Below are 16,962 nucleotides of genomic sequence, written 5' to 3'. Positions count from 1 at the left end.
TCTGTGGATAACCGACCGGTCAGGGTGCGTCTTCCGGAAGTGGGCACACCACAACACCGATCGCGCCCACCCCTACGTGCACGCCCAGGACCGCACTGAAATCGGTGACCACGGTTTCGGCGATATTCGGGATTCGCTCCGACAGTTGTGTGGCGATGCCCTCGGCTCGTTCCCGAGCTTTCATGTGATGGACGGCGATAGCCACGCGGCTTCGTCCCGCCCGTTCCACGGCAGCATCAACCAATCTCGCGAGCGCTTTGGTGCTGGTGCGAGTCTTTTCCTTCAAGACCAACTTGCCGTCCACCAGGTGCAGCAGCGGCTTCATCGCCAGGGCGGTGCCCAACAACGCTGCCGCGGTACTGATCCGGCCACCGCGACGCAGTTGGTCGAGCTTGTCCACGAAGATGAAGGCGCGCCCGCGTTCGGCGACGTCGACAGCGCGGTCGTACACGAGGTCGAGCGGCGATCCGGATGCTGCGAATCGCGCCGCTTCCAAGGCCGGGAACCCCAAACCCATACCGGTGGACGCTGAATCGACGATGCGTACCTTGCCGCCGAATTCTTCGGCCGCCTGCCTGCCGGCGTCCCAGGTGCTCGAGAGTTGCCGCGAGATATGTACTGCGACAACACCGTCGCCCTGGCTCAGGTCCAGTGCGCGCCCGTACGCCTCGGTCAGCTCTGCCGGTGAGGCTCCCGCCGTCGAGAGCCCGGACAGGTCCTCGGGAATGGCGTCGACACCTTCGAGGAAATCAGTGCCGTCACGCAGGATGTGCAACGGAACGATCTGGAGCCCACACGCTTCGGATGATTCGTGTGGGACGCAGGCAGACGAATCCGTGACGACGACAACTGACACTTCGCTACCCGACCTCACTCGCCGACGTGGGCGCACGCCGAGCTTCGGCGGCGCGGATCGCGGTAGTCATGGCTCGGGCGACACCGATGTGTCCGTCCCAACCCCAGTGAATTCCGTCCGGGTTGCCATTGTCGGAGAACACGTTTTCACGTACCGCGTCGGCAAGATCCACGACGGGTACGTCTTTGGCCGTTGCCCATTCGGTGATCGCAGATACTGCGGCCGGACGGCCGGCATGGACACTCGCGTACGCGTCACTGCGATGCACGGACGGCAACGTCGCGATCATCGGCAGTTCGGGACGCATGTATTCCAACGCGTTTCGTGAGCTCTCGAGGTATTCGACGCTCAGCTTCGGCGGCAGCGCCACCGGGCGGCCGAGTGGTGCCAGGCGCGGTTGAAGCCACTGGTATCCCTCGCGGACCACGCGTCGCAGTGCCGGAGGCCGCACGTAGCGGATGGTCTCACGCAACGCGGTGGGCAACGGTGACGGCAGAGAATCCATACCGCCGACGGCAAACACGACAGCGCCGGCCCGCGGAACTGCAGCCCACACGCGTGGGTCCTGGGTCAGCGCCCACCACGCATCGCGACACGTCCAGCCGATGCGAGCGACAAGCTCGACGTCCCACCCCAACTCCTCGGCAACGAGGTTGGGCCAGATCCGGGGATGGTCTGCAGCCAGTCCGCCTTTGGGGCCGAAATACGACAGCGAATCGGCGATAACCAGAAGGACGGGGCGCTGCCCGTCGGCACTCTCAGAGGACGTCATTTGCGACACTCGCAGAAGCATTCCATACGTCGAGTCGCCATTCGATGGAAGCCGGATCTCCGTGTCCGCTGAGCTGAACCCAACTCGTATTTCCGAGACCACCCAGAATCGCCCAGCGGTCGATCGGCAAGTCGAGCAGCGCGGCAGTCAACGCCGCGATCAGACCGCCGTGCGCCACCAGGACAACCGGCCGCTCAGCCCAGTCGGGAAGTGCGCCCAGAAGTTCGGTCACCACCGGCACGCTGCGCTTCGCAACGTCGATGCGGCTTTCACCGCCAGGCGGGGCCAACGTGGCATCCGCTCGCCACGACGCCCGTAGCCCAGGTGTCTGCTCGTCGACGTCGCTGTGGGTCAATCCCTGCCAGTCGCCGAGGTGAGTCTCACGCAGACGCGTGTCGGTGAGGACCGGAAGACCGGCCGCATCACCGACAGCGACTGCTGTGAAGTACGCGCGTTTGAGGTCCGAGGACACGATGGTCAGCGGCGCACGGTCGGCGATCACCGGACCAGCACTCTTCGCTTGCGTTCGCCCCAACTCAGACAAGTCGGTGTCGAGTTGCCCCTGCATCCGAGAATCGGCGTTGTACACGGTCTGCCCGTGGCGCAGCAGTATCAGCCGCCGCACTGGATTCGACGCCGCTCCCGGCGCCGAGGAGGTCACAGTGAAGGTTCCTGCGCGTCCGGCTCGGCAACCGTGTCGGTATCGAACACGGTGTGTGCGTCAGCCGGTCCCGGGATGTTCAGGCCGAGGCCTTCGACCTCGACTGCCGGGCAGTCCTTCCACAGACGATCGAGAGCGTAGAAGTTGCGCTCCTCGTCGTGCTGCACGTGAACAACGATCTCGGCATAGTCGAGCAGCGCCCAACGACCCTCGCGGGTGCCTTCACGACGGATCGGCTTGTGGCCGGCCTCGCGGAGGCGATCTTCGATGTTCTCGACGATCGAGTTCACCTGACGCTCGGTAGCGGCGGATGCGATGACAAAGCAGTCCGTGATGACCAATTGCTCGGACACATCGAGCACCACCACTTCAGTGGCCAGCTTCTCGTCGGCTGCCAAGGCCGCGATGCGTGCCATGTCGATGGCTTCGGTTGTTGCGCTCACTCGATGTTCTCCAGTTTCGTCTTCTTGGTATTGCTTCTAGTTCGAATCGGCCGTCTTGCCAGGCGCCGGTTCCGACATGGTTGTCGCACCGTCACGGCGCTCCGCGTCGACAGGTCGATACAGGTTCCGCTTCGAGATGTACTGCACCACTCCGTCCGGTACGAGGTACCAGACGGGACGATCTTCGCTTGCCCGACGCCGACATTCGGTCGACGAAATGGCAAGAGCCGGGATCTCGATCAACGTCACCGCGTCGGCGGGCATCGTGTCGAGGTGAGCGGCCAGGTGTTCGGTATTGAGATCGAAACCCGGTCGCGAAACTCCGACAAATTTTGCCAATGCGAACAACTCTTCCCAATCTTGCCAGGAAAGGATGCTGGCCAGCGCATCGGCACCGGTGATGAAGAACAGTTCCGCGTCCGGATGATAAGCCCGCAGGTCGCGGAGAGTGTCCACGGTGTACGTCACTTTTTCACGGTCGACATCGACCCGGGAAACGGAAAACCGCGGGTTGGAGGCGGTGGCGATGACCGTCATGAGGTACCTGTCCTCTGCCGGGCTGACGCCTCGAGCCTCCTTCTGCCACGGTCGGCCGGTGGGGACGAAGATCACTTCATCGAGCCCGAACCTGTCGGCGACCTCACTCGCCGCGACGAGGTGACCGTGGTGAATGGGGTCGAAAGTGCCGCCCATCACGCCGAGGCGTCGAGCACGTTCCACCGATTGTCCCTTCTGCACAGCTGCCGAGCTTACGTGTCTCACACCGGCAGCAGGCCGGACACCACGTCGGCCAACTGCTGGGCGGAGCGGCACTCGTGCATGCTGATGACCTCGTTGTACACCTTGGCGGCCGAGTCGCCCGACCCCCACTGTCCCTTGGGCTCCGGATTGAGCCAGTGTGCGTGCTTGGCCACGGCAACCATCTGCGCGAGAGATTGCAGGTTGGGGTCGCGGTAGTTGTTGCGACCGTCGCCCAGCACCAGCAGTGATGTGCGGCTGGTGATGCTTTGCGCGAACTTCTCCTGGAATACCCCGAAGGCGTGGCCGTAGTCGGAGTGACCGTCGTACGTGATCAGTTCCGCTTCACGAACCATCCGCGACATCGCGGATCCGAGATCGGCGTTGGAGTCGAAGTAGCGGGTGACCTCGTCGGTGGTGTCGATGAACGCAAACACCCGTACGCGGGAGAACTGCTCTCGCAGAGCGTTGACCAACAACAAGGTGAAGTGGCTGAACCCGGCGACTGACCCGGACACGTCGCACATCACGACAAGTTCGGGACGTGCGCGTTTCGGTTTGCGTTGCACCAGATCGATCGGCACACCGCCGGTCGACATCGATTTGCGCAAGGTTCGACGCAAGTCGATGGAACCGGCTCGGCTGCGACTGCGACGGACGGCAAGTCTGCTCGCAAGCAATCGTGCCAGCGGAGTCACGTTCTTCTTGAGCGTCGTGAGTTCCGCGTCGGATGCGCGCAGGAAGTCGACTTCCTCGGCCAATTTCGGAACGCCGTAGGTGGCGACGCGTTCCTTGCCGAGATTTTCCGCGGTGCGTCGACGCGTTTCCTTCTCGACCATCTTGCGGAAGTCCGCGATACGTTGCGCTGCTGTCCGCTTGGCAACCTCCGATTGATAGTCGGAGTTGTCCTTGCCCTCACTACCGCCCTGCTGATTCCCGAGCAGTCCTTCGAGGATCTTGTTGAGCAGTGTTTCCGGAGCGACGTCCCGCAACGCCTGGTACGCGGAGAACGACGGCCCGTTGCTCGACTGGTATTGCCCGAGCTCTTCGACCATCGCAGCGGTGAGAAGCTCGGTCAGCTCCATGGCCTCGTCGCTGCCGTCGGTCAGCAGTTCGGCGATCAGCTCCCGCAGCGCAGCCAGATCGATGCTGCCGTCAGGCTTGCGCGGCAGGCTGACGTCGACGTCGCCCACCGCACGATCGCCGATCGCCCGCGGGAACCACAGGTCGAAAACGGCGTCGAAGGTCGCCCGATGGGTGGGCCGGCGCAGCAGCGAGCAGGCCAGCCCTTCGCGGAGAGCTTCACGATCGAGGAGATCGAGAACCGACATGACCTGGCCGGCGTCGACGGTCTCGGAGGGGCCGACCATGATGCCGCGTCGGCGCAGGGCCTCGACAAAATCGACGAGGTGACCTGGCAGACCGTATGGCGCCGCCAGTCCGCCCGGCTTGATCGGTGACGTACCTCCGAGTGCCATGACCAGACCTCAGTTCAGCCGGAGTTCGGCGGTGGCGCGCACCTGATCGGACTGGTGCTTGAGGATGACACCGAGGGTTGCGCGTACGGCGTCGTCGTCGAGTGTGTCCATGCCCAGCGCGAGGAGTGTGCGTCCCCAGTCGATGGTCTCGGACACCGAGGGAACCTTCTTGAGCTGCATGCCGCGCAGAACACGAATGGTGTTGACCAGCTGCTCGGCAATGGCTTCTGGCAGTTCGGGGACGCGGCTGGCAAGGATGCGACGTTCGAGGTCTGCATCGGGGAAATCGAGATGCAGGAACAGGCAACGACGCTTGAGTGCCTCGGACAGCTCACGGGTGGCGTTGGACGTCAGCACCGTGAACGGCTTACGTGTCGCGGTGATGGTTCCGAGTTCCGGGATGGTGACCGCGAAGTCGCTGAGAACTTCTAGGAGCAGTCCCTCGATCTCGACGTCGGCCTTGTCGGTCTCGTCGATCAGCAGCACTGTCGGGTCTTCACGGCGAATGGCCTTGAGCAGTGGACGCGCGAGAAGGAATTCCTCCGAGAACACATCGGCCTTCGTCGAATCCCAGCTGTGATCCGATCCGGACTGGATGCGCAGGATCTGCTTCGCGTGGTTCCACTCGTACAGCGCGCGGGCCTCGTCTACGCCCTCGTAGCACTGCAGGCGCACCAACTCGGCGCCTGTCGTCTGGGCTACCGCGCGCGCCAACTCGGTCTTACCGACACCGGCCGGTCCCTCGATGAGCAGGGGCTTGCCCAGTCGGTCGGCGAGGAACACTGCCGTTGCAGTGCCCTTGTCGGACAGGTAACCCGTCTCGGCCAAACGCTCGATCACGTCGTCGACGCTCGAGAAGAACGGTGTTGTGTCGGGAAGAGCTCGGTCCACGGTTAACTCCTAAAAGGGGTGGGGCAAGTCCGGGTGAACGATCAGGCGGGTCGGGTGTGTCCGTCGCCCCAGACGATCCACTTGGTGGATGTCAGTTCCGGCAACCCCATGGGGCCGCGTGCGTGCAGTTTTTGCGTCGAGATGCCGATCTCGGCTCCGAATCCGAACTGCTCACCGTCGGTGAAGGCAGTGGATGCGTTGACCATGACGGCTGCTGCGTCGACGCGGGCGGTGAACTCGCGGGCAGCCGAGAGGTCCGACGTCACGATGGCCTCGGTGTGGCCAGTGCCGTACGTGTCGATGTGCTCGACGGCCTCGTCCAGATCGGCAACAACCTTGAGTGCGACGTCGAGCGTGAGGTACTCGTTCGACCAGTCGTCCTCGGTGGCCGGAACGAGGCCAGGCAGATCGCCGTGAACAACAACGTCATGCATCTGCAGCGCCTGAAGCAGAGCCGGAACCGCGGTGTCGGCGATGGCTTTGTCGACCAGGATCGTCTCGGCGGTGTTGCACACGCTGGGCCGACGGGTCTTGGAGTTGAGCACAATCTTCTCGGCCATCACCAGGTCGGCAGCCGAGTGCACGTAGACGTGGCAGTTTCCGACGCCTGTCTCGATGGTGGGGACGGTGGCGTCACGAACGACGGCACTGATCAGGCCGGCGCCGCCGCGCGGGATGACGACGTCCACGAGACCGCGGGCCTGAATCAGGTGGGTCACGGTGGACCGGTCCTCGCTCGGCAGAAGTTGAACAGCGTCTTCGGGGAGCTTCTGCGCAGCCAGCGACGCGCGAAGAGCAACCACGAGAGCTTCGTTCGATTTGACTGCCGACGACGAACCGCGAAGCAGTGCAGCATTTCCCGATTTGAGGGTCAGACCGAACGCGTCGACCGTGACGTTGGGGCGGGCCTCGTACACCATGCCGACAACACCGAGCGGGACGCGCTGCTGACGCAATTCCAGCCCGTTGGGCAGCGTGGAGCCGCGGAGCACTTCGCCGATGGGGTCGGGTAGTCCGGCAACCTGACGCAGACCCGACGCGATGCCTTCGATCCGATCCGCTGTCAGACGCAACCGGTCGAGCAGCGATTCCTCGGTACCGGCAGCCTTCGCGGTGTCGATGTCGACGGCATTTGCCGCCAGGATCTGATCACTTGCGGCAAGAACTGCGTCGGCCGCGGCGTGGAGCGCTTGGTCCTTCTGCGCTGTTGTCAGCAACGCCAGGACGCGCGAAGCCTTACGCGCCCGGCGGGCAGCCTCGTGCACTACGTCGCGAGTGTCCGAGCCGGTGGAAGTTACAGCAGTCATGAATACACATTAGCGATTGGCTCCGACGCGTTCCTTTCGGGAATGATTCGGACTGTTGCCGCTGTTGCACGGGATCGACCACCTTCGGGTGATCATCCCTTCCCCCAGTCAGGAGTTACTCCGTGAGCGTGCTGTTCGAACCTCTCACCTTGCGCGGCGTCACCATCCCCAACCGCGTGTGGATGGCACCGATGTGCCAGTACTCCGCCGATGTCATCGGCGATCAGGTGGGCGTGCCCAACGAATGGCATCGAACACATCTGGCGAGCCGAGCTATCGGAGGTGTCGGCCTGATTCTCACCGAGGCGACCGCGGTGAGCCCGGAGGGGCGAATCAGCCCTGCCGATCTCGGTATCTGGAACGAACGGCAGGCTCGCGCGTTTGCGGAGATCAATGCGCAGCTCGCGTACTTCGGAGCCGTACCCGGAATCCAGCTGGCGCACGCCGGGCGGAAGGCGTCGACGAAGGTTCCGTGGCGTGGCGGTAGATCGCTCGACGCGGACGACCGACTGTCCTGGACGACGCTCGCCCCGAGCGCGGTGGCATTCGGCGATTACCTACCGCCCTCGGAACTGACAACAGATGCGATTGCCGGCATCGTCGCCGACTTCGCGGCCGCAGCTACCCGCGCTCTCCAGGCAGAGTTCAAGGTTGTCGAAATTCACGCGGCGCACGGATACCTGATCCACCAGTTCCTCTCCCCGCTCAGTAACAAGCGAACAGATCAGTACGGCGGAAGTTTCGAGAACCGAATCCGCTTCCTTCTCGAAATCCTCACCGCGGTTCGAGAAGTGTGGCCGGCCGAGTTGCCCCTGTTCGTCCGTGTGTCCGCCACGGACTGGGTGAGCGACGAGCGTGGGCTCGAGGTCGGCAGTTGGACCGCGGATCAGACTGTGTCACTTGCCAACATCCTCACCGACTACGGCGTCGACCTCGTCGACGTGTCCACCGGCGGCAATTCGCCGGGAGTACAGATCCCGGTCGAGCCCGGCTACCAGGTTCCCTTCGCCCGCCGGATCCAGAACGAATCCCTGGTTCCCGCAGCGGCAGTCGGACTGATCACCGAACCCGAGCAGGCAGAGAAGATCATCGAGGACGGCAGCGCGGTGGCCGTGCTGCTAGGACGCGAACTGCTGCGAGATCCCTACTGGGCACGGCGTGCCGCGCGCGAGCTGAACGCCGAGGTAGGACCGCGAGTTCCGTCGCAGTACGCCCGCGCCTACTAGATTCGACCCCGCACCTAGACGATCAGACTGTCGCGTCCGTCCCAGTAGTGTTCACGCAAACGTCGCTTGTACAACTTGCCGTTCGGGTCCCGCGGTAATACCTCGACAAAATCGACGCTGCGTGGACACTTGTAGGTCGCCAACTCTCGACGGCAATACGCCACCAGCTCTGATTCGAGCAAGTCGTTCGCAAGCGCGGGATCGATCAGTTGCACAACGGCTTTGACGGCCTCACCCATCTCGTCGTCGGGCACTCCGATCACGGCTACGTCAGCGATGGACGGGTGTCCGGCGAGGATGTTCTCGGTCTCCTGAGGGTAGATGTTCACGCCACCCGAGATGATCATGTGCGCTTGACGGTCGGTGAGAAACAAGTATCCCTCCTCGTTGAGGTACCCCATGTCGCCGAGCGTCCTCCACCCAGCGGCATTTGCTACCGACGACGTCTTTTCGGCATCGTTGTGATACTCGAAAGGTCGACCACCTTCGAAGTAGACAACGCCCGCCTCTCCCGCCGGCAGCTCGTCGCCGTTTTCACCGACAATGTGACACGGCTGCATCGGTCGCCCGACTGAACCCGGATACCGCAGCCACTCTTCCGCCGTGATCGTCGTAGCGCCGACATCTTCTGTGCCCGAGTAGTACTCATTGATGATAGGGCCCCACCAGTCGAGCATCTGCCGCTTCACTGCGATCGGACACGGCGCAGCCGAGTGCACAACGTTTCGCAGACTCGAGAGATCGTGCGAAGTTCGGTCTTGCGCCGGCAAGCGCAGCATGCGCACGAACATGGTCGGTACGAATTGGGCGTCGGTGACCCGGTACTGCTCGATCAGTTGCAGGGCGCGACGAGGGTCGAACGTTTCCATCACCACAACAGTTGCACCGGCGCGATGCCAGGACATCGAGAAGACCAGGGGCGAGCCGTGATAGAGCGGCGCCGGCGAGAGGTACACAACCTTCCCACTCGAGCTGTGCTCGAGCATGCCTTTCGCGATCTGGACCGGCGCCGACGACGGGTCCCCGAATACCGCCCCCGACAGAGGTTTACGAATACCCTTCGGTCGGCCGGTCGTGCCGGACGAGTACAGCATCTCTCGCCCCTCGCGCTCGTCCTCCAGGGGCTCCGCCGACGTGCGTGCAAGTATGTCGTCATAGCGTTCGAATCCCACGACATCACCTTCACCCGAGATTTTTGCCCGAATCCGGGTGAGGTTCAGATCGAGTACGACGTCGGCCATCGATTCGCTTGCCACGAGGGCTACGGCACCACAGTCATCCAGAACGTACTGCACCTCGTCTGGACGCAGATGTCGGTTTATCGCGGTGTAGTACAGCCCTGATCGCTGTGCAGCCCAGGCAATTTCAAGGAACGATCGGTTGTTCTCCATGAGAATTGCGACGTGATCACCCGAGTGGAGTCCACGATCACGCAGGGCACGCGCAAATCGGATGGACCGATCCTCCAACTGCTGATACGTCACGACCTCGCCGCTCGATCCCATCACGATCGCGGCCGCTTCCGGCGTTTCGAGCGCGTGGAATCGTGGAGTCATTTGCAAAACAGGGGACATCTGCACCTTGTCCTTTCGTCGATATCGATGGACCAATCTCGTGCGAGCGCGCCGCGAAAACTGATCCAAAATGATATTTCCACAAAAAAGAATAATATTCTTGCATTTCGAAGTAACCTTCCCGGGAGCCCGGCGAAGAGGGTTCACCGCTCCCCTCGCTGCTGGCATCACAGTTCGACATCGACTGAGAGGTCCACATGATCCGATACAAACATGTTCTGATCGCAGCTTTGTCCGCGTCACTCCTGGTCAGCGCATGCGGAAGCACTACCGCCAACACAAACAACTCCCCCGACACGGTGGGTGATCCTGTTTCCGGTGGCACATTGGCGGCCATCCAGGGCGGTGAGCCACGTTCACTCGATCCTGCCGCGATGATCAACGTGTGGATGGCAAACGGCCTGGTGGGGAACGCCCTGTACGGAACGTTGATGATCAACAATTCCGAGACTCTCGACATCGAATACACCATGGCCGAAGCGTTCGAAACTGATGACGGAGGATCAACCTTCACGCTGATACTTCGGCCCGGACTGATGTTCACCGACGGCACACCACTCGACGCCGAGGCGGTCAAGTTCAACTGGGATCGACTCCGCGAACCAGCAACGGCGTCGCCGTCGCTCCCTCAAGCTTCGCAGGTAGCCACCTCGAAGGTGTTGAACCCCACCATTCTCGAAGTAACCATGGTGGCACCAAACCCCCATTTCGCCCATTCCCTGGTCGCGAGCGCCATGAACTGGATAGCGTCGCCGACCGCTCTCGCGAAGGGCCAGGCAGCATTCAACGACGCACCGATCGGCGCCGGACCATTCGAGCTGGTCAGCTGGCAACGACAGAGCGCAATGGAACTGAAGAAGAACCCGGGCTATTGGGATGCGCCGAAGCCGTACTTGGATCAGATCACCTTGCGAACCGTCACGGACACCAACCAACGGATCAACTCGATCAAGACCGGTGGCGCCGATATCGCGATGGAAGCCAGCTGGTCGAGCATCGCCGACGCACAGGACGCCGGTTTCCCCACCGAAACTGTTCCCACTGGCGGAGGACAATTCATCGGAATGAACATGCGGCGTGCACCATTCGACGACGAACGTGCTCGCCGTGCCGTGACTCTCGCGGTAGATCTGGATGTGATGAACACCGCCGTGTACAACGGCAAGGGGAAGATCCCGGAGACGTTATTCACCGAAGGCTCTCCCTTCTACACACCGAATGCTCTACCACAATCCGATAAAGCCGCTGCGCAGAAGCTCTTCGACGAGCTAGCCGGTGAGGGAAAACCCCTCTCTTTCACCTTCCTCGCTTACTCCACGCCCGAGAACAAAGCTGTAGCAGAAGCGCTGCAAACCCAATTGAGTACCTACGACAACGTCGACGCGAAGGTCGAAATAATCGACTTCGCCGCTGGAGTCCCACGAATCGCCGCTCACGAATTCGACATGATTATTCTGTCGTCCACGATTCAAGATCCGGATTCGTCGCTATGGAACACCTTTCACTCCACATCTCGAGGAAACTACACGGGTATCAATGATCGACAACTCGACACAGCACTGGACGAAGGCCGCACCGCTACGACTGTCGAGGCTCGCACAGCTGCGTACGAGATCGCGCAGCAACGACTGATCGAGCTCAATCCCGGTGTGTGGTATACACGTTCGGCACCGACCGTCGTGTCGGGAAAGAATGTGCAAGGCGTCGAGATGTACACGGTCGGATCAACCTTGCCCGAGGAGTTGTGGATGGTGAAATAGCACTTCACACCCGAGAATCGGTTTATGCGTTATCTTTTGATAGCGTGAATGCCTTACTTGCCGGACGTCCGGAGCCCACCAGGGCTTCGGACACTGCCGCGAGCCAGAGCCGTGCGACGGGGGTTGCATCGAGCCACAGGGCCCGCGGACATCATGTTCCCAACCGGCTCATCGGCGAGTGGGCAAGACAAAGATGCGTGCATCAGGTACGTGCCCCGCTCGGTTCGATGATTGCGCTGGGGAGCGCATGTCATGACAACACCAGAGAACTCGATCAGCGCTCTCGAAGTGGCCGAATCACCTGATGTCACCGTCACCGACGACGCATCGGTGAAGCGGGCAGTCAAAGCGACCATGCTCGGAAATGCCATGGAGTGGTTCGATTTCGGCGTCTACGCCTATCTGGCCACCACTATCGGCAAAGTATTCTTCCCAGAAGCCAGTGGCAGTGCGCAGTTGCTGTCGACCTTCGCGATCTTCGCTGCGGCCTTCATCGTCCGGCCATTGGGCGGTCTGTTCTTCGGGCCACTCGGCGACCGCATCGGTCGCAAGAAAGTCCTGGCCACCACTATCATTCTGATGGCCGGCAGCACTTTTGCCATCGGTCTCGTACCGAGTTACGAGTCCATCGGTATGGCGGCGCCGATACTGCTCGTACTCCTTCGTCTACTGCAGGGGTTTTCCACGGGCGGCGAATACGGCGGTGCCAGTACGTTTGTCGCCGAGTACGCCCCGGACAAGCGTCGTGGCTTCTTCTCCAGCTTCCTGGAATTCGGCACCCTGGCCGGCTATGTTGCGGCGGCGGGCATTGTGACGATCATTCAGACAGTGGTCAGCCCGGAAGAACTCCTCCAATGGGGCTGGCGCATACCGTTTCTCCTTGCCGGGCCACTTGGCCTGATCGGCCTCTACCTGCGCCTTCGACTCGAAGAGACGCCCGCGTTTCAGCAGATGGAACAGGCCGAAGAACGTTCTCTCGCCGACGAATCCACAGGCCGGAAGCTGCGCGAAACGCTGGTCGAGAACTGGCGACCACTTGTTCTGTGCATCGTGCTCGTCGCGACCTACAACATCGCTCACTACGGCCTGCTCAGCTACATGCCGACCTATCTGACAAATACCCTCGGCTACGACGAATCCCACGGTCTGGTCCTCATGATCGTGGTGATGCTCGTCATGATGGTCGGCATCAGCTACGTCGGCAAATTCTCTGATCGGGTGGGACGTAAGCCGTTGCTGCTCAGCGGTTTCATCGGGTTCTTCGTGTTGTCACTGCCTGCATACCTGCTGATCGGGGTGGGCAACTACGTCACCGTCTTCCTCGGCCTCGCCATCCTCGGCGGGCTGCTGCTCCTGTTTGTCGGAGTGTTCCCCTCGGTCCTTCCCGCACTGTTCCCGACCGGAATCCGGTACGGCGGCTTGGCGATCGGATACAACCTTGCCGTGTCGATCTTCGGTGGCACCACTCCCCTGGTCTTGACGGCACTCGAAAGTTCGACCGGCAGCAATCTGGTTGCGCCGATGTACATGATGATCGCCGCAGTCATCGGCGGCATCGCAGTGCTGATGATTCCGGAAACAGCGCGCAAGCCACTCGAAGGCTCACCGCCGGCGGTGTCCACCGACGAAGAGGCCAGGCGGATCATCCGCAGGGTTCGACGCAAGAAAGCTGCTGCCGCCGATAACCTGGAGGTATGAGCAAGCCCCGCATTGTTGTCGTCGGCAGCATCAACATGGACCTGACCACCTCGGTCCCCCGATTTCCTGCCCCCGGTGAAACGCTGCTGGGCACTGCCTTTGCCACCACGCCAGGTGGCAAAGGCAGTAATCAGGCGATCGCGGCGGCAAAGGCGGGCGGTGACGTCACGTTCATCGGCGCGGTCGGCGACGACGGTTTCGGTACCCAATTGCGCAGCACTCTCACCGGAGCCGGGGTGGATACCTCACTGCTGCGTAGCGTGGACGGCGCCAGCGGCGTTGCGGCAATTACCGTCGACGCTGACGCTGAAAACAGCATCATCGTCGTTGCCGGCGCAAATGCTTCCGTCACCGAGTTGACCGAAGCCGACCTCGGTGCCATCGCGAGCGCGGATATTCTGTTGTGCCAACTCGAGATTCCGCTTACCACCGTCACGGACGCGGCGCGGCACGCCCGAGCCAACAGCACCACCGTCATCCTCAATCCCTCACCAGTACAGGATCTTCCCGAAGAGCTGATCAGCTCGGTCGACATCCTGATCGTGAATCACACCGAATCGACCCAGCTCGGCTCGGTCACCGATCGAGTTCCCCACCTCGTCACAACACTGGGTGCCGGCGGTGCCGATCTGCGCGCACCCGACACAACTGTCCACGCGGATTCCCCGACGGTGACGCCCGTAGACACCACCGGTGCTGGTGACGCCTTCACCGGCGCCTTCGCGGTGGAATGGGTACTCGGCAGAGATCGCGCACTGCAATTTGCTGCCGTCGCAGGCGCCCTCGCAACTACTGTGAACGGCGCAGCGGTGTCATCGCCGACCCGGTCCTCCATCGAGCGTCACTTACCGAAACGAGTGTGAAAGATGACCGACTACGAAGTTTCTGTGAAGTCCGTGCCGGCGGTCCGGGTGGCGGAGTTGACCGGCACTGCCAAAGCTATGGACCCGTCGTCGATCGGCCCGGTTGTCCAAGGACTCTACGACCAGCTCAGCGCCGGATTGGGACGCGCCGGTCTGGTTCCGACCGGCCCGGCGATCGCGTACTACGAAGAAGCCAATGACGGGGCTAACACCGTCGTCCACGCCGCTTTGCCGGTAGAGACGGACCTCACTGACGAATACGACTTCACCCTGACCGATCTGCCGGCCGAACCCCGGATGGCGACGCTTCTGCATACCGGGTCGATGGACAACTGCCTACCCGCCTACCAGGCACTTGGCCACTGGATCGCGCAGGGCGGATACCGCGCCGCCGGGCCGGGCCGCGAGGTGACCTTGGCGTTCTCAGGCGACGTCGACGGCTGGGTGACCGAGCTTCAGCAGCCGATCGAGAATGCCTGAAACACCCGCCTGTCGGTGCCGTCCTGCACCATGGAGGGCATGACCGCCACCACTGCCCCCGTACTGCGCGATGAAGCCGAGCGTCTGCTCCGTGAACTCGCCGGGCCAGATGCCCGCCTGCGCGAGGACCAGTGGACGGCTATCGAGGCTCTGGTGGTGCAGCGCAAGCGCGCGCTGGTGGTGCAGCGCACCGGGTGGGGTAAGTCCGCGGTGTACTTCATCTCGGCGAAGTTGCTACGTGCGTCCGGTCACGGCCCGACGGTCATCGTCTCGCCGCTGCTGGCCCTCATGCGCAACCAGGTTGCCTCGGCTGAGCGAGCGGGTGTTCGAGCCGCCACCATCAACTCCGGCAACGTCACCGAGTGGGACGACATCCACGCCCGAGTCGCGGCCAACGATCTCGACGTTCTGCTGGTCAGCCCCGAGCGCCTCAACAACCCCGACTTCCGGGACCAGGTGCTGCCGTCATTGGCGGCTGATGCGGGCCTGGTTGTCGTGGACGAGGCGCACTGCGTGTCCGACTGGGGTCACGACTTCCGTCCGGACTACCGCCGCATCCGCACTTTGATCGCGGAACTCGGCGACGGCATTCCCGTCCTCGCGACCACGGCTACGGCCAACGACCGGGTGGTAGCCGACGTCTCGGCACAACTGGGTGTGGGCGGCGAGGAAACACTGATCCTGCGCGGCGGACTCGAGCGAGAATCGCTGCACCTGTCCGTCGTGCACATTCCCGAGGCAACAGCGCGAGCAGCCTGGCTAGCGCAGATGCTCGACACCCTGCCGGGTTCCGGCATCATCTACACCCTTACCGTTTCAGCTGCTCGCGATCTGGCAAGTCTGTTGTCCGAGCGTGGGCATACCGTCGCTGCCTACACCGGACAGACCGACCCCACCGAGCGCGAATCCCTGGAGCAGGACTTGCTGGGCAACCGTGTCAAAGCCCTGGTCGCAACGTCTGCACTCGGAATGGGTTTCGACAAGCCCGATCTCGGATTCGTGATCCACCTGGGCGCGCCGTCGTCGCCGATCTCGTACTACCAGCAGGTCGGCCGCGCCGGCCGATCGACCGATCGCGCCGACGTCATCCTGCTTCCCGGCGCCGAAGACAAGCAGATCTGGAGCTACTTCGCGTCGGTCGCCTTCCCTCGCGAACATCTTGTACGCAGTGTGATCGAGCACCTGGACACCGAAAAGGCCACATCGACACCGGCATTGGAACCCCTTGTCGAACTGAATCGCACGCGCCTGGAAATGGTGCTCAAAGTGCTCGACGTCGACGGCGCCGTCAAACGCGTCAAGGGCGGCTGGATCAGCACGGGCGAACCGTGGGTCTACGACGCCGAACGCTACGGCCGTCTCGACGAAGCTCGACTGAGCGAGCAGGCCGCCATGGTCGAGTACCAGAGCATCACCACCTGTCGAATGACTTTTCTCCGTGAACAACTCGACGATCCCGGGCTGACGCCGGACAACTCGCAGTGTGGACGCTGTGACAACTGCACCGGTCAGCGATACGACACGTCCGTCGACAGCGCAGCGCTCGACGAGACTCGGGCGCGCCTGCAGCGACCCGGTTTCGACCTCGAACCTCGCAAGATGTGGCCGACCGGACTGAGCAAGCTGGGAGTCAACCTTTCGGGAAAGATCAAGGACGGTCCCGAATCCGGACGCATCCTCGGACGCCTGTCGGACCTGGGCTGGGGCCAGCGCCTGCGCGCATTGCTCGACGGCCCCGACGCCGAGGTGCCGGACGCAGTGGTCAGCGCCTGCATCAGTGTGCTGGCGGCCTGGGATTGGGCAGAGCGACCGACCGGTGTGATGGCGCTCGAATCCCACACTCACCCACTGCTTGTCAGCAGCCTCGCAGCAAAGTTGGCTCAGGTGGGTCGACTCACCGATCTGGGTGCGCTGTCGCTGCGCCCAGAACACCCGCCCGTCTCAGCGGCAAACTCCGCCTATCGCGTAGCCGGATTGGTTGACGCCTGGGATGTCCCGGATATGAGTGCCCACAGCGGGCCGGTGCTCCTGGTCGACGCCATGGCCGACACCGGTTGGACTTTCACGATGGCAGCCCGCGCATTGCGTCAAGCGGGCGCTCATTCGATACTTCCACTGGCACTCGCGAGCCCCAAATAGTCGCTCGGGCAACACCAAAAGTTACATAATGTGAGGACCGTCACATACATGGCCTCACCTGGGCCGTACCCGCTTC

At 62.5% G+C, this 16,962-nt stretch carries 15 protein-coding genes; 6 read left to right on the top strand and 9 right to left on the bottom strand.

Translation table 11 applies throughout. The features are described from left to right. Positions 1 to 19: 19 nt before the first annotated feature. From V2B23_RS22920 to V2B23_RS22885, 8 genes are read right to left on the bottom strand one after another with little or no spacing between them, the layout of a single operon-like run. A complete protein-coding gene (locus tag V2B23_RS22920; protein WP_430952426.1) occupies positions 20 to 856 on the bottom strand; it encodes a DegV family protein in 837 nt (278 codons plus the stop codon). Positions 857 to 860: 4 nt separating this feature from the next. Beyond that, positions 861 to 1,628, bottom strand: a complete 768-nt coding sequence (gene octT, locus V2B23_RS22915) for a diglucosylglycerate octanoyltransferase (protein ID WP_430952425.1) — start codon at positions 1,626 to 1,628, stop codon at positions 861 to 863. Further along, a complete protein-coding gene (locus tag V2B23_RS22910; protein ID WP_430952424.1) occupies positions 1,615 to 2,289 on the bottom strand; it encodes a histidine phosphatase family protein in 675 nt (224 codons plus the stop codon). Before V2B23_RS22910 ends, octT begins: the two co-directional genes overlap by 14 nt. Then, on the bottom strand, positions 2,286 to 2,732 hold the full coding sequence (gene rsfS, locus V2B23_RS22905; RefSeq protein WP_033232927.1) for a ribosome silencing factor: 447 nt from the start codon (positions 2,730 to 2,732) through the stop codon (positions 2,286 to 2,288). The genes V2B23_RS22910 and rsfS overlap by 4 nt, the downstream gene beginning before the upstream one ends. Before the next feature lie 36 nt (positions 2,733 to 2,768). After that, positions 2,769 to 3,470, bottom strand: a complete 702-nt coding sequence (nadD, locus tag V2B23_RS22900) for a nicotinate-nucleotide adenylyltransferase (protein ID WP_072782446.1) — start codon at positions 3,468 to 3,470, stop codon at positions 2,769 to 2,771. A gap of 20 nt (positions 3,471 to 3,490) precedes the next feature. Then, the gene (locus tag V2B23_RS22895) at positions 3,491 to 4,948 is read right to left on the bottom strand and encodes a vWA domain-containing protein (protein ID WP_430952423.1); all 1,458 of its coding nucleotides are present in this window, start codon (positions 4,946 to 4,948) and stop codon (positions 3,491 to 3,493) included. A 9-nt stretch (positions 4,949 to 4,957) separates the two neighbouring features. After that, positions 4,958 to 5,839 carry an AAA family ATPase gene (locus tag V2B23_RS22890; protein ID WP_033232924.1) on the bottom strand — a complete coding sequence of 294 codons (882 nt, stop codon included), beginning with the start codon at positions 5,837 to 5,839 and terminating at the stop codon, positions 4,958 to 4,960. Between the two features lie 41 nt (positions 5,840 to 5,880). Further along, positions 5,881 to 7,146, bottom strand: a complete 1,266-nt coding sequence (locus tag V2B23_RS22885; protein WP_430952422.1) for a glutamate-5-semialdehyde dehydrogenase — start codon at positions 7,144 to 7,146, stop codon at positions 5,881 to 5,883. Between the two features lie 122 nt (positions 7,147 to 7,268). Here V2B23_RS22885 and V2B23_RS22880 point away from each other — a divergent pair, with 122 nt between their 5' ends. Beyond that, positions 7,269 to 8,372 (top strand): NADH:flavin oxidoreductase/NADH oxidase, encoded by a 1,104-nt coding sequence (locus V2B23_RS22880; protein WP_430952421.1) that lies wholly within the window; start codon positions 7,269 to 7,271, stop codon positions 8,370 to 8,372. A 14-nt stretch (positions 8,373 to 8,386) separates the two neighbouring features. Here V2B23_RS22880 and V2B23_RS22875 read toward each other — a convergent pair whose 3' ends face one another. Further along, positions 8,387 to 9,928 (bottom strand): acyl-CoA synthetase, encoded by a 1,542-nt coding sequence (locus V2B23_RS22875; RefSeq protein ID WP_430952605.1) that lies wholly within the window; start codon positions 9,926 to 9,928, stop codon positions 8,387 to 8,389. 215 nt (positions 9,929 to 10,143) lie between these two features. Here V2B23_RS22875 and V2B23_RS22870 point away from each other — a divergent pair, with 215 nt between their 5' ends. The 5 genes from V2B23_RS22870 (at position 10,144) to V2B23_RS22850 (ending at position 16,886) form a co-directional block, all read left to right on the top strand. Then, positions 10,144 to 11,706: an ABC transporter substrate-binding protein gene (locus V2B23_RS22870; protein WP_430952420.1), complete on the top strand. Its 1,563-nt coding sequence runs from the start codon at positions 10,144 to 10,146 to the stop codon at positions 11,704 to 11,706. A gap of 252 nt (positions 11,707 to 11,958) precedes the next feature. Next, positions 11,959 to 13,404, top strand: a complete 1,446-nt coding sequence (locus V2B23_RS22865; protein ID WP_430952419.1) for an MFS transporter — start codon at positions 11,959 to 11,961, stop codon at positions 13,402 to 13,404. After that, on the top strand, positions 13,401 to 14,267 hold the full coding sequence (locus V2B23_RS22860; RefSeq protein ID WP_430952418.1) for a ribokinase: 867 nt from the start codon (positions 13,401 to 13,403) through the stop codon (positions 14,265 to 14,267). Before V2B23_RS22865 ends, V2B23_RS22860 begins: the two co-directional genes overlap by 4 nt. Before the next feature lie 3 nt (positions 14,268 to 14,270). Next, positions 14,271 to 14,747, top strand: coding sequence for a GyrI-like domain-containing protein (locus V2B23_RS22855; protein ID WP_430952417.1), 477 nt, complete (start codon positions 14,271 to 14,273; stop codon positions 14,745 to 14,747). 39 nt (positions 14,748 to 14,786) lie between these two features. Next, positions 14,787 to 16,886, top strand: a complete 2,100-nt coding sequence (locus V2B23_RS22850; protein WP_430952416.1) for a RecQ family ATP-dependent DNA helicase — start codon at positions 14,787 to 14,789, stop codon at positions 16,884 to 16,886. Positions 16,887 to 16,962 lie beyond the last annotated feature (76 nt).

The sequence above is a fragment of the Rhodococcus sp. 24CO genome, from assembly GCF_050586165.1.
Classification (GTDB): domain Bacteria; phylum Actinomycetota; class Actinomycetes; order Mycobacteriales; family Mycobacteriaceae; genus Rhodococcus_F.
The sequence above is the reverse complement of the archived record's forward strand: the minus strand, read 5'-3'. Positions and strand labels throughout refer to the sequence as shown.

Bases quoted from the DNA above. Each gene is read 5' to 3' on its own strand.
- V2B23_RS22885 (WP_430952422.1), bottom strand. From the start codon at position 7,146: ATGACTGCTGTAACTTCCACCGGCTCGGACACTCGCGACGTAGTGCAC.
- V2B23_RS22850 (WP_430952416.1), top strand. From the start codon at position 14,787: ATGACCGCCACCACTGCCCCCGTACTGCGCGATGAAGCCGAGCGTCTG.
- V2B23_RS22860 (WP_430952418.1), top strand. From the start codon at position 13,401: ATGAGCAAGCCCCGCATTGTTGTCGTCGGCAGCATCAACATGGACCTG.
- V2B23_RS22855 (WP_430952417.1), top strand. From the start codon at position 14,271: ATGACCGACTACGAAGTTTCTGTGAAGTCCGTGCCGGCGGTCCGGGTG.
- V2B23_RS22875 (WP_430952605.1), bottom strand. From the start codon at position 9,928: ATGACTCCACGATTCCACGCGCTCGAAACGCCGGAAGCGGCCGCGATC.
- octT (WP_430952425.1), bottom strand. From the start codon at position 1,628: ATGACGTCCTCTGAGAGTGCCGACGGGCAGCGCCCCGTCCTTCTGGTT.
- V2B23_RS22895 (WP_430952423.1), bottom strand. From the start codon at position 4,948: ATGGCACTCGGAGGTACGTCACCGATCAAGCCGGGCGGACTGGCGGCG.
- V2B23_RS22870 (WP_430952420.1), top strand. From the start codon at position 10,144: ATGATCCGATACAAACATGTTCTGATCGCAGCTTTGTCCGCGTCACTC.
- V2B23_RS22865 (WP_430952419.1), top strand. From the start codon at position 11,959: ATGACAACACCAGAGAACTCGATCAGCGCTCTCGAAGTGGCCGAATCA.